The 12,136-nt window shown below is 54.5% G+C and carries 11 protein-coding genes and 1 pseudogene; 10 read left to right on the top strand and 2 right to left on the bottom strand.

Annotated elements, in window-relative coordinates; genetic code table 11:
• The first annotated feature begins 130 nt into the window (after nt 1–130).
• The 10 genes and pseudogenes from PG883_RS20945 to PG883_RS20990 form a co-directional block, all read left to right on the top strand.
• Entirely contained in the window at nt 131–1,282 is a 1,152-nt protein-coding gene (locus PG883_RS20945) for a glycosyltransferase family 4 protein (RefSeq protein ID WP_270807974.1), read from the top strand.
• On the top strand, nt 1,279–2,448 hold the full coding sequence (locus PG883_RS20950) for a glycosyltransferase (RefSeq protein WP_270807976.1): 1,170 nt from the start codon (nt 1,279–1,281) through the stop codon (nt 2,446–2,448). Before PG883_RS20945 ends, PG883_RS20950 begins: the two co-directional genes overlap by 4 nt.
• Nucleotides 2,441–3,202 carry a WecB/TagA/CpsF family glycosyltransferase gene (locus PG883_RS20955; RefSeq protein ID WP_270807978.1) on the top strand — a complete coding sequence of 254 codons (762 nt, stop codon included), beginning with the start codon at nt 2,441–2,443 and terminating at the stop codon, nt 3,200–3,202. The genes PG883_RS20950 and PG883_RS20955 overlap by 8 nt, the downstream gene beginning before the upstream one ends.
• A 44-nt stretch (nt 3,203–3,246) precedes the next feature.
• Nucleotides 3,247–4,656: a mannose-1-phosphate guanylyltransferase/mannose-6-phosphate isomerase gene (locus PG883_RS20960; protein ID WP_270807980.1), complete on the top strand. Its 1,410-nt coding sequence runs from the start codon at nt 3,247–3,249 to the stop codon at nt 4,654–4,656.
• 193 nt (nt 4,657–4,849) lie between these two features.
• Complete coding sequence (locus PG883_RS20965) at nt 4,850–6,193, top strand: UDP-glucose dehydrogenase family protein (protein ID WP_270807982.1); 1,344 nt, start codon at nt 4,850–4,852, stop codon at nt 6,191–6,193.
• Between the two features lie 37 nt (nt 6,194–6,230).
• Nucleotides 6,231–7,658 carry a phosphomannomutase gene (locus tag PG883_RS20970; protein ID WP_270807984.1) on the top strand — a complete coding sequence of 476 codons (1,428 nt, stop codon included), beginning with the start codon at nt 6,231–6,233 and terminating at the stop codon, nt 7,656–7,658.
• A 136-nt stretch (nt 7,659–7,794) separates the two neighbouring features.
• A complete protein-coding gene (gene gmd / locus PG883_RS20975) occupies nt 7,795–8,919 on the top strand; it encodes a GDP-mannose 4,6-dehydratase (protein WP_270807986.1) in 1,125 nt (374 codons plus the stop codon).
• Between the two features lie 4 nt (nt 8,920–8,923).
• A complete protein-coding gene (fcl, locus tag PG883_RS20980; RefSeq protein WP_270807988.1) occupies nt 8,924–9,889 on the top strand; it encodes a GDP-L-fucose synthase in 966 nt (321 codons plus the stop codon).
• The gene (locus tag PG883_RS20985; RefSeq protein ID WP_270807990.1) at nt 9,886–10,392 is read left to right on the top strand and encodes a GDP-mannose mannosyl hydrolase; all 507 of its coding nucleotides are present in this window, start codon (nt 9,886–9,888) and stop codon (nt 10,390–10,392) included. Before fcl ends, PG883_RS20985 begins: the two co-directional genes overlap by 4 nt.
• A pseudogene (locus PG883_RS20990) lies at nt 10,374–10,763 on the top strand (IS66 family transposase); the annotation flags it as partial. The gene PG883_RS20985 and the pseudogene PG883_RS20990, both read left to right, overlap by 19 nt.
• A gap of 349 nt (nt 10,764–11,112) precedes the next feature.
• Here PG883_RS20990 and PG883_RS20995 read toward each other — a convergent pair.
• Both PG883_RS20995 and PG883_RS21000 read right to left on the bottom strand, forming a co-directional pair.
• On the bottom strand, nt 11,113–12,006 hold the full coding sequence (locus PG883_RS20995; protein ID WP_270807992.1) for a radical SAM protein: 894 nt from the start codon (nt 12,004–12,006) through the stop codon (nt 11,113–11,115).
• Nucleotides 12,007–12,010: 4 nt separating this feature from the next.
• A partial coding sequence (locus tag PG883_RS21000) for an ATP-binding protein (RefSeq protein WP_270807994.1) occupies nt 12,011–12,136 on the bottom strand: 126 nt, incomplete at its 5' end.

Genomic DNA, 12,136 nt, shown 5'->3' on the forward strand with positions numbered 1-12,136 from the left:
CTCATGGTGTTCCGCTTTGTTTCTTTGGCGAGAAGAAGCGTACCAGAACCGGCAGTTGGCCTCTTCTCTCCTATGCACCATGGGTGTTGCAGTTATTATCTGAATTCGCGAGTTATAAGGATTATGGCAGATGAATGAAGCGGAAAAGTTAAAAAAGGTTTTAGTCATTCAGCGTCGCATGACCCATTATCGGTTGGCTTTCTTTAACTCGCTACGTGAGCATTGCCAGAACAACGGCATTGAGTTACAGGTGGCTTATGGTACGGCAACTACAGCGGAAAATGCTAAACAGGATGGTGCAGAGCTATCTTGGGGCAAAAAGTTAAAAACTCACTATTTATTTGATGGCAAGATCTGCTGGCAGCCATTCGCTCGATATCTAGTTGATACCGATGCCGTAGTGGTCGCGCTCGAAAATAAACTATTATATAACTTTATTCCCCAGTTTTTTTATAAAAAATTAAAGTTTATCTATTGGGGTCATGGTGCCAATTTACAGGGTAACCCCAAAAGTTTACGCGAACGCTTTAAGCGCAGGGTGGCACGCTATGCCGATTGGTGGTTTGGTTATACCCAGATGAGCGTACCGCTGATTGAACGCAGTGGTTTTCCTACGGAACGTATTACTGTACTTAATAACTCGATAGATACCGCCGAGTTAGCGGCGCAGTGCGCAGCTGTGACGCCCGAAAGCCAAGCCCGTTGGCGAAATGAATTAAATCTAACGGGTAAACAAGTAGGTATCTATATTGGCTCGCTATATGAAGAGAAGCGGATTGATTTTCTGCTGTCCGCGGCGGAGCAGTTACAAAAAGCCAACCCCGATTTTGTGCTGCTGATCATTGGTGGAGGTGCGCAGCAAACATTGGTCGAGCAATTTTGTGCCACTCATGCCTGGGCTCACTATCTGGGGGTTCGCAAGGGGCAGGAGAAGGTGGACCTGCTCAGCCTGGCGGATGTGATGCTCAACCCGGGTCTGGTGGGGCTCGGCATTCTCGACTCGTTTGTGGCGGGGGTGCCCATGCTGACGACTGATTGTGGACTGCATAGCCCGGAGATAGCTTATTTGCACTCTGGTGTTAACGGACTGATGACGGCTAACGATCTCGCTAGTTATGTCGCCGAGGTTCAGGCATTGCTGGCTGATGATGACGCTCTAGCTAGGTTGCGAGCGGGTTGCCTGAATAGTGCCAGAGAGTACACGGTCGAGAATATGGCGCGGAACTTTACCCAGGGCTTGGTGCAGTGTTTGCAGCAGCCACCGTTGCGAGGCAGGGCATGAAAGAGCGGGTATTGATTGTTCACAATGGCTACCAGCACAAGGGTGGTGAAGATACGGTTGTCGAGGCCGAGGAGCAATTGTTGAGGCAGCGAGGCCACCATGTGGCTCTCTTTTCCCGACATAATGACGATATTCACAAGGTCAGCAAGTTGGCGTTAGTGGCGAATACCTTTTGGGCTTCAGGCGTTGCCGCTGACTTTGCCGCCGAGTTGGAACGCTTCCAGCCCGATGTGATCCATGTGCATAACACCTTTCCTATGATCTCTCCTGTCATCTACTGGGTGGCGGCCAAGCATCATATTCCTGTCGTACAGACCCTGCATAATTTCCGCTTGCTCTGTCCACAAGCCATGTTTCTGCGTGAGGGTAAGGTGTGCGAAGCGTGTATGGGGGGCGTGCCCTGGCGTGGTGTCGTCCACGGTTGTTATCGCGACTCTAAGGTTCAAAGCGCAGTATTGGCCGGTATGGTGTCATTCCATAGGTTGTTAGGCACTTGGCAAGATAAAGTGACACGCTACATAGCATTGAATGAGTTTTGTCGGCAAAAATTTATACAAGGCGGGCTCCCTGCCGAGCGGGTGGTCATCAAGGCCAATTTTGTGGATTTCCCTCGTCCAGCTGTGACGGAGCGTAGCGACTTTCTGTTTGTCGGCCGACTTTCGGCTGAGAAGGGGGTGGATGTACTTGCTCGTGCTGCACGTCAAACCCAGGTTCAGATCCAGGTGGCAGGAAGTGGCCCCGAGCAGGCACGGCTGGAGCAGGTCGCTAATATCCAGTTACTCGGGGCGCTGAGTACCGATGCTGTACGCCTCAAGATGAGCGAGTCCCTGGCTCTGGTGTTGCCGAGCGTGTGGTATGAAAATTTTCCTCGGACACTGGTTGAGGCGTTTGGCTGTGGCTTACCGGTTATAGCCAGCCGCTTGGGGGCAATGGCCGAGTTAGTTGAAGAGGGCGTGACCGGGCTATTGTTTAACCCAGGTGATGCTGACGATTTGGCTGCGAAGTTGCAGTGGGCCCAGGCCCACCCCGAGCAGATGCGGGTCATGGGCGAGGCCGCGCGAGCCAGGTACGAGGCGTTTTATACGGCCGAAATTAATTACCAACAACTGATGGCGATATATCGTGATGCTATCGCTGACGTACAGGGAGTGAAGGTGAATGGCTGATGCAATCGAGCGGGTGCGCGAGCAGGTGCTGGCTGCCTCCATAGATGTGCTCTCCTGGAAGACGGCATTGGAGCGCATCTCGACTTGGGCCCAGAACCATGAGAGCCGTTATATCTGTATCACCAATGTGCACTCTGTCGTAACGGCTACTCAAGAGCCTGCATTTGGCGAGATAGTGCAAGGTGCCGACATGGTGACCCCGGATGGTGCACCTGTGGCTTGGATGTTGCGAAAGTTGGGCCACGCTAATCAGGAACGGATCAACGGTCCGGATCTGATGTGGAAGTATTGTGCCTTGGCTGCTGAACGTGGCGAGTCCATCTATCTCTATGGTGGCACACCCGAGACCTTATCCATTCTGCAGGGTGTTTTGGCAAACTCTTTTCCCGAACTCAAGGTAGCGGGTGCCTATTCACCACCATTTCGCCCTTTAACCCAGGCCGAAGATGAAGAGATCATTTCTCGTATCAATGCCTCAGGGGCGGGTTCCGTCTGGGTGAGCCTTGGTTGCCCTAAACAAGAGAAGTGGATGGCCGACCATAGAGGCAAGATTAACGCAGTCATGGTAGGCGTAGGGGCCGCATTTGATTATCATGCGGGGACCATCAAGCGCGCCCCGTTATGGATGCAGCATGCCGGTCTGGAGTGGTTGCATCGCCTCTGCTCTGAACCCAGACGGTTATGGCGTCGCTATTTTGTCACGAATTCCCTGTTTATCCTGTTAGCTGGCAGGCAGTTGCTGGCTCGTCGCTGAGCTGAAAGGATTGAAATTTTACCTTGGTTATGGATATGACGACTATGAAGCTTTCCCCTGTGATCATGGCAGGTGGTAATGGTTCCCGCCTGTGGCCCCTTTCCCGTGTCTTGTTCCCCAAGCAGTTCTTGAAGCTGGATGGCGAGTTGACCATGTTGCAAAACACGGTCGCCCGGTTAGAGGGGCTCGCTTGCTCCAATCCTCTGGTTATCTGCAACGAAGATCATCGCTTTCTGGTTGCGGAACAGTTGCGTGAGCAGGGCAAATTGGCGGGCAACATCATTCTTGAGCCGGTAGGACGCAATACGGCACCGGCCATCGCCCTGGCGGCCTTCACCGCCCTGAAGAGTGGTGATGACCCTCTATTGCTGGTGCTGGCGGCCGATCATGTGATCAAAGACCCGGTTGCCTTCCGTCATGCGGTGAAGGCTGCGGCGCCCTTTGCGGAGGCTGACAAGCTGGTGACCTTCGGCATAGTGGCAACAGCCCCCGAGACCGGTTATGGCTATATCCGCCGTGGCGACAGCCTGGCTGATAGTGGCTATACGGTGGCTCAGTTTGTCGAGAAGCCTAACCTGGAGACTGCCAAGCAGTACCTGGCCAGTGGCGATTACTACTGGAACAGCGGTATGTTCCTCTTCAAGGCCAGTCGTTACCTGACCGAGCTTAAAGCCTTCCGCCCCGACATCTATGCCGCCTGTGAAGAGGCGCTTGCTGGCAATGGCACGGATATGGATTTTGTGCGTGTTGACAAGGCGGCCTTTACTGCCTGCCCTGAAGACTCCATCGATTATGCGGTGATGGAGAAGACCCAGGATGCGGTCGTGGTGCCGATGAACGCCGGCTGGAGCGATGTAGGTTCCTGGTCCTCATTGTGGGAGATCAGCCTGAAGGATGGCAGCGGCAACGTCAACCAGGGTGATGTGCTGGTGCAGAACAGCCACAACAACTATGTCTTCGCCGAAAGCTCACTGGTGAGCCTGGTGGGCGTGGATGATCTGGTCGTGGTGCAGACCAAGGACGCTACCTTGGTGGCGCGCCGAGATCAGGTGCAGGATGTGAAGAAGGTGGTGGAGCAACTCAAGGCTAGCGGCCGTAAAGAGCACCATATTCACCGTGAAGTCTACCGTCCTTGGGGCAAGTATGACTCCATCGATAATGGCGCCCGCTATCAGGTTAAGCGCATTACTGTGAAGCCGGGCGAAAAGCTCTCCATCCAGATGCATCATCACAGGGCCGAACACTGGATCGTGGTCTCCGGCACGGCCAGCGTTACCAATGGCGACAAGGTACAACTGGTCACCGAGAACCAGTCAGTGTACCTGCCTGTGGGACAAATCCATGCTCTGGAAAACCCCGGCAAGATACCCCTTGAGCTCATCGAGGTGCAGTCCGGCTCTTACCTGGGCGAGGACGATATAGTGCGGTTTGAGGATCGTTACGGTAGAGCCTAACTCCCAGCCTTACCCCCCCTCCCGGCCTCCCCCTTGGCAGGGGGAGGAGTAAGATTTTCTCCCTCCCATTTTTTCAATGGGAGGGTGTGTCGGTGCGATGAGCGAAGGGGAATCGTACCTATGGCCCTGACGGAATTTAATTAATAAGCAGGATGCTGGAGTTGTCCTGCGCCACATGGATAGGAAACCTCCCATGAAAGTAACAGTCTTTGGTATTGGATACGTTGGTCTGGTGCAAGCAGCTGTGTTGGCCTCGGTTGGGCATGACGTGATGTGCGTGGATGTCGACAGCGCCAAGGTCGAGGCGCTTAAAAAAGGCGTCATTCCTATCTATGAACCCGGTTTGACCCCTCTGGTGCAGGAAAACTACGAGGCGGGTCGCCTGCGTTTTACCACCGAGGCCACCGAAGGGGTACAGCACGGTGAGTTGCAGTTTATTGCCGTGGGTACACCGCCGGATGAAGATGGTTCGGCCGATCTCAAATATGTATTGGCGGTCGCTCGCACCATAGGCCAGCACATGCTGAGCCCCAAGATCATCATCAATAAATCGACCGTGCCGGTCGGTACGGCCGACAAGGTGAAAGCGGCGGTTGCGGCCACGCTGGCGGAGCGCGGTGTGGCGTTCGAGTTTGCCGTGGCCTCCAACCCGGAATTCTTGAAAGAGGGGGCGGCGGTTAACGACTGCATGCGCCCGGATCGTATCGTGATCGGTACCGACAATGAGCGGGTGAAAGAGGCGATGCAGGAGTTGTATGCCCCCTTCAATCGCAATCATGAAAAGATCATCTTCATGGATATCCGCTCTGCCGAGCTGACCAAGTATGCCGCCAACTGCATGCTGGCTACCAAGATCTCCTTTATGAATGAGATGTCTAACCTGGCTGAGCGTCTGGGCGCCGACATTGAGATGGTGCGTAAGGGCATAGGTTCTGATGCGCGCATCGGTTACCAGTTTATCTACCCAGGTTGCGGTTATGGCGGCTCCTGTTTCCCCAAGGATGTGCAGGCACTGATCCGCACTGCTGGTGGCGTAGAGTACCAACCCGAGCTGTTGCAGGCGGTGGAAAACGTCAACGAGCGGCAGAAGCATAAGCTGTTCAGCTTTATTACTCGCCACTTCAAGGGTGATCTGGCCGGTAAGACCATAGCCCTGTGGGGTCTCTCCTTCAAGCCCAATACGGATGATATGCGTGCGGCCTCTTCCCGGGTGCTGATGGAGTCACTCTGGGCGGCGGGGGTCACGGTGCAGGCCTATGACCCTGAAGCCATGCAGGAAGCCCAGCGTATCTATGGTCTGCGGGATGATCTGCAGTTGGCAGGCACCCGTGAGGCGGTACTCAAGGGTGCCGATGCCCTGGTGATCTGTACCGAGTGGCAGCAATTCAAGGCGCCGGATTGGGCCTTGATCAAGCACTCCCTCAAGCAGCCCGTGGTATTTGACGGTCGCAATCTTTATGATCCGGTTCGTTTGAAGCGCGATGGCTTCACCTATTACGCCATTGGTCGAGGTGAGTCGGTGGCCCAATTTGCCTGATAACCTATTGCTAATTAGTGATTAAAAGGATTTTGTAATGACAACGTCACTGAATAGTTCAACCCTGATCGCTGAGGGCGGTGTGGCTTTTGGGACCAGCGGCGCGCGGGGTCTGGTCGTCGATTTTACGCCTGAGGTGTGTGCCGCCTTTACTCATGCCTTTGTGGCCGTGATGCGTCAGGAGTTTGCTGTCAAGCAGATGGCATTGGCCATCGACAACCGCCCCAGCAGCCCGGCCATGGCGCAAGCCTGTGCTGCCGCCCTGCTGCAGGCTGGTATCGAGCCGCTTTACTATGGGGTAGTGCCGACACCGGCGCTGGCCTATCACTCCATGCAGGAGAAGATGCCCTGTATCATGGTCACTGGCAGTCATATTCCGTTTGATCGCAATGGCCTCAAGTTCTACCGTCCGGATGGTGAAATCACCAAGGCGGATGAGCAGGCGATCCTCTCGGCGAATGTAGAGTTCGCGCCGCTGCCTGAACTGCCGACCTTGACGGTTCGCCCCGAGGCCGCTCGTTCCTATTGTGAGCGTTATAGCTCGCTGTTTGCCACCGATCTACTGGTGGGCAAACGCATCGGTATTTATGAGCACTCCAGTGCCGGGCGTGATCTCTATGCCCCGTTGCTGCGTCAGCTGGGAGCCGAGGTGGTATCGCTGGAACGTAGTGATGAGTTTGTGCCCATCGATACCGAGGCGGTAGGCGAAGAGGATAAGGCCAAGGCGCGTCGTTGGTCCGCTGAGTATCAGCTGGATGCCATCTTCTCTACCGATGGGGATGGGGATCGGCCGCTGGTTGCCGATGAAAACGGCGACTGGCTGCGCGGCGATATTCTGGGGCTGCTCTGTGCCGATGCGCTGGGTATCGAGGCGGTGGCGATTCCGGTCAGCTGCAATACGGCCGTGGCCAGCAGTGGCCGCTTTGCCAAGGTCGCACTGACCAGGATTGGCTCGCCCTATGTGATTGCCGAATTTGCCGAACTGGCCAAGAGCTATGGCCGGATCGCCGGTTTCGAGGCCAATGGTGGCTTCCTGCTGGGCAGCGATATCGAGTTGGCGGGCAAGCCTCTGGCGGCGCTGCCGACTCGGGATGCCGTATTGCCAGCCCTGATGTTGCTGGCCGCGGCAGGCAAGGGGGCCATTTCGCCTCTGGTTGCCGCGCTGCCACAGCGCTTCACTCATTCCGATCGCATCAAGGATTTCCCGACGGCCCGCAGTCAGGCGATTCTGGCCGCAGGCAAGGCCGATCCCCAGGCGCTGCTGAGTCAACTGGGTTTCGACGGCGCTGGTGTGGCGGGTGTTGATACGACCGATGGCCTTCGTATCACGCTGGCCGATGGTTGCATCGTCCATCTGCGTCCATCCGGCAATGCGCCGGAATTGCGTTGCTATGCGGAGGCCGATAGTGTCGCGGTGGCGCAGCGTTGTGTGGATCAGGCGCTGAAAAATATTCAGGCTGTGTGACCCCTCCCGACCTCCTCTTTGCGAGGGGAGGGTGGGGTCAGGTCAGGTTTTGGGTGATGCCTTAATTGGGATGCTCAAATATTTATGATTTGTGGTCATCAGGGATGACCGATGTTGATAATAGGTAGGAAATAATATGACCAAGAAGAAAGCGCTGATCACCGGTATCACGGGCCAGGATGGCTCCTACCTGGCCGAGTTTTTGCTGGAAAAGGGTTATGAAGTGCACGGTATCAAACGCCGTGCCTCACTGTTCAATACGCAACGTGTTGACCATATCTATCAGGATCGTCATGAGACCAGCCCTAGTTTCTTTTTGCATTATGGGGATCTGACCGATACTTCCAACCTGACTCGTATTCTCAAAGAGGTGGAGCCAGATGAGGTGTATAACCTGGGTGCGCAGTCCCATGTAGCCGTCTCTTTTGAAGCGCCGGAATATACCGCTGATGTGGATGCCATGGGCACTTTGCGTCTGCTGGAGGCAATCCGCTTCCTGGGGCTGGAGAAGAAAACCCGTTTCTACCAAGCTTCTACTTCTGAGCTGTATGGTTTGGTGCAAGAGATACCGCAAAAAGAGACCACACCTTTCCACCCGCGTTCTCCCTATGCTGTCGCCAAAATGTATGCCTACTGGATCACAGTGAACTACCGTGAAGCCTATGGCATGTACGCTTGTAACGGCATTCTGTTCAACCATGAGTCCCCACGTCGTGGCGAAACCTTTGTTACTCGCAAGATCACCCGCGCCATCGCCAATATCGCTCAAGGCCTGGAAAAATGCCTCTATCTGGGCAACATGGACTCCCTGCGTGACTGGGGTCATGCCAAGGATTACGTGCGCATGCAGTGGATGATGCTGCAACAGGAGCAGGCTGATGACTTCGTTATCGCTACCGGCAAGCAGATCTCTGTTCGCGAGTTCGTGCGCATGTCGGCCAAGGAAGCGGGTATCGAGCTGCAGTTCTCGGGTGAGGGTGTGGATGAGATAGCGACTGTGGTTGCCGTAACGGGTGACAACGCTCCTGCTGTCAAGGTAGGGGATGTGATAGTCCGTGTTGACCCGCGCTATTTCCGTCCTGCAGAAGTAGAGACTCTGCTGGGTGACCCCACCAAGGCCAAGAACAAGCTGGGTTGGGTTCCAGAAATTACCGTGGAAGAGATGTGCGCCGAAATGGTTGCCAGTGATCTGGAGCAAGCCAAGCGCCATGCTCTGCTGAAGGCCCATGGTCACAACGTCTCCATCTCTTTGGAAGGTTAAGAGCATGACCAAGCAGCGCGTCTTTGTTGCCGGTCATAAAGGTATGGTCGGCTCGGCAATTGTGCGTCAGTTGAGCCAGCGTGACGATGTCACGCTGGTCACTCGCAGCCGAAATGAACTGGACTTGCTCAACCAGGCGGCAGTTCAGCACTTTTTTGCCACCGAGCAGATCGATCAGGTTTATCTGGCGGCAGCCAAGGTAGGGGGCATACATGCCAACAATACCTATCCTGCCGACTTCATTTATGAAAATCTGATCATGGAGTGCAACATCATTCATGCCGCGCATCTGGCTGGTGTCCAGAAGCTGCTGTTTCTGGGTTCCTCCTGTATCTACCCCAAGATGGCCAAACAGCCCATGCAGGAGAGTGAACTGCTGCAAGGCTCGCTGGAGCCGACCAATGAGCCCTATGCCATTGCCAAGATTGCGGGGATCAAGCTGTGCGAATCCTATAACCGCCAGTTTGGTCGTGACTATCGCAGCGTGATGCCAACCAATCTCTATGGTGAGAATGACAATTTCCACCCGGAAAACTCCCATGTGATCCCGGCTCTGATGCGTCGCTTCCACGAGGCGAAGGAGCGTGGTGACGCTGAGGTAGTGGTGTGGGGGTCGGGTACCCCCATGCGCGAGTTTTTGCATGTGGATGACATGGCTGCCGCGTCAATTCATGTGATGGAGTTGGATGACAAGAGCTATCAGGCCAACACTCAACCCATGCTTTCACATATCAATGTGGGGACGGGTGTCGATTGCACCATCCGCGAGATGGCTGAGACCATGGCGCGTGTCGTTGGCTTCCCGGGGCGATTGACCTTTGATGCCAGCAAGCCGGATGGTACGCCGCGTAAGCTGCTGGATGTGAGTCGTTTGGCTTCACTGGGGTGGCGCTATCAAATCTCTCTCGAAGAGGGGTTAACCAGCACCTATGCCTGGTTCCTGGCCAATCAGGACAAGTTCCGCGGATGAGTCAAATCACAACACAAGGGCGTCTACCAGACGCCCTCTTTTCATCCATCATCGAGCATGCACCACTTATCTCCATGGATCTGGTGGTTCGGGATATGGACGGTAATGTATTGCTCGGTAAGCGGTTGAATCGACCGGCTCAAGGCTATTGGTTTGTGCCTGGTGGGCGGATCCGCAAGGGTGAGCATTTTGATGCGGCCTTTTCCCGTCTGGTACGGGAAGAGCTGGGTGTCGAGTTGACGCTTGCCCAAGCCAGGTTTCTCGGGCCCTATGAGCATCACTACAGCGATAATGTGTTTGGCGAGCAGTTCTCGACTCACTATGTGGTGCTTGGGTTCGAGGTGGTTCTGCCTCTGCAGCCCGATGCTTTGCCCTGTGCTCAGCATGGAGAGTATCGTTGGCTATCTGTTGATGCTCTGTTGGCGGATCCGTTGGTGCATATTCATTCCAAATGGTATTTTGCGAACAATCCGCTGATGCCTGGAATAACGTCGGCAAGGTGATGAAAGGCTCGCTGACGCGTAGGGCGATGGAGTACACGCTGGCGCAGTGGCCCTGTCGGGTGGGTTACTGCGAGCGAGGCGATCTGCACATCAGCAATGTCCTGGCGGAGAACGCAATCCGCCCCTTCGCGGTGGGTCGCAAGGCGTGGTTGTTCGCCGATAGCGCGCAAGGAGCGAAGGCCAGCGCGACCTGCTACTCGTTGCTGGAGACCGCCAAAGCCAATCAACTGGAGCCGTCAGCGTATATCAATTATGTGCTGGCGCGGATCGGCGAAGCGGACAGCCTGGAAAAGCTGGAAGCGCTGCTACCGTGGAATGTGGCTCTGGAGCCGATTTCAAAAAAAGTGGCGCAATACAACGAAGGCAAGTAGGTCGATTTAACGGCGCTTACAGTGAGGGTAATAGGTTCATTGCACTCACTTTCAGCGAGGAACCAGGCCCGAGCAAGCAGGATAATGCTGTCAAACCACTTGAGGGCCAACAGCCTAGCTCTAGTTCCAAAACCCTGGCATGAGCGGATAAGCGTTCGGGAAATCCATCCTCTTGCAACTCGCCATGCACAACAAAAGGCATATAACTCCCGACCAAGTTGCCATTGCAAATGGTCAAACAATTACAATCATCCTTCGGAATGGGCTGATTGAAGCGCACTCGTCTCTCGTGCTGACCACAATGCACAGTACCGGGGCCATTACCTATGACATGCCACATCACGGCCTTTTACTCATTGCGCATCTCTTTCAAACCTAACGTCCTACTGCGCTGCTTAGACCACTGTTGGTAGATTATCTCCCACGATGGTGATGTCTGTTGGTGATAGAGACGAGGCCGCAACTTAGGTGGCACATAATGCCCATCACGAAAACGACCGCATAAAGCACACGCAGAAACCATCAGGTCTCTCATATCATCATGAGGGTCTGGTAAGTGCGCACGCCCATCCTGCAATCCCATCACTCGGTCAATACCACCAGCGACAGCGCAAGGATAGAAGCCTTGTGGCGTCAGGCCGATACCGCAACTACTGGCAATGTCACAACCATTAGCAAAATCACTATGACGGTGATACCAGCTATCTTTCGGGGCGAGATTAAAGGGGCCAAATTCTGGCTGAAGATTATCCGTCTTGGTCGAGTGTTCAATTTCCAACCATTCAGGCAAGCTGGTTAATACCTTTGCAACCCTTCGTCCATATCCATTAGTCACGAGCTGAATGACAGTATCCGGTTGTTGCATTTTTAGTTCATAGAGTTCATCCAGAATGGCTGCCAGCTCAGGGTGCAAGGTTGGCTCTCCGCCAAGAATTCTAATGCGTCGCCACACACGCCCCTGCTTCAGAGATTCGGCGACAAAATCGCTGATAGCTGAAACAGTGATATGACGCGCCTCCGCCGCCTGCGCCGATGAACGATTACAGTTATTACACTTGAGGTTGCATTGGTAGGTGATATCAATTTCGAGGAGATCCGTAGCAACGGAATAGTGATATCCCAAGAGCTTGGTCATGGTTTTTTGGACACGGAACCAGCGCCACAACTTTTTCCTGTCAACGCCGACCGAAAACTGATCCACTCTGGCTAATTTCGCCGATTGAAAAGTGATCCACCCGGACATGGGGTTAATTGGTTTTGGGTGTGGCCCCCGCTTTGCGTTTCTCTTTCAAACGATAGCTTTCACCGCTGATCTGAACGATGTGTGCATGATGTAACAGTCTATCGAGCATAGCTGCCGTCAGTGTCTGATC

This window comes from Aeromonas sp. QDB25 (genome assembly GCF_027707725.1).
Taxonomy (GTDB): domain Bacteria; phylum Pseudomonadota; class Gammaproteobacteria; order Enterobacterales; family Aeromonadaceae; genus Aeromonas; species Aeromonas caviae.

Coding starts and splice junctions, on each gene's coding strand:
- fcl (WP_270807988.1), top strand. CDS start 8,924: ATGACCAAGCAGCGCGTCTTTGTTGCCGGTCATAAAGGTATGGTCGGC.
- PG883_RS20995 (WP_270807992.1), bottom strand. CDS start 12,006: ATGTCCGGGTGGATCACTTTTCAATCGGCGAAATTAGCCAGAGTGGAT.
- PG883_RS20955 (WP_270807978.1), top strand. CDS start 2,441: ATGGCTGATGCAATCGAGCGGGTGCGCGAGCAGGTGCTGGCTGCCTCC.
- PG883_RS20960 (WP_270807980.1), top strand. CDS start 3,247: ATGAAGCTTTCCCCTGTGATCATGGCAGGTGGTAATGGTTCCCGCCTG.
- PG883_RS20970 (WP_270807984.1), top strand. CDS start 6,231: ATGACAACGTCACTGAATAGTTCAACCCTGATCGCTGAGGGCGGTGTG.
- PG883_RS20950 (WP_270807976.1), top strand. CDS start 1,279: ATGAAAGAGCGGGTATTGATTGTTCACAATGGCTACCAGCACAAGGGT.
- PG883_RS20945 (WP_270807974.1), top strand. CDS start 131: ATGAATGAAGCGGAAAAGTTAAAAAAGGTTTTAGTCATTCAGCGTCGC.
- PG883_RS20985 (WP_270807990.1), top strand. CDS start 9,886: ATGAGTCAAATCACAACACAAGGGCGTCTACCAGACGCCCTCTTTTCA.
- PG883_RS20965 (WP_270807982.1), top strand. CDS start 4,850: ATGAAAGTAACAGTCTTTGGTATTGGATACGTTGGTCTGGTGCAAGCA.
- gmd (WP_270807986.1), top strand. CDS start 7,795: ATGACCAAGAAGAAAGCGCTGATCACCGGTATCACGGGCCAGGATGGC.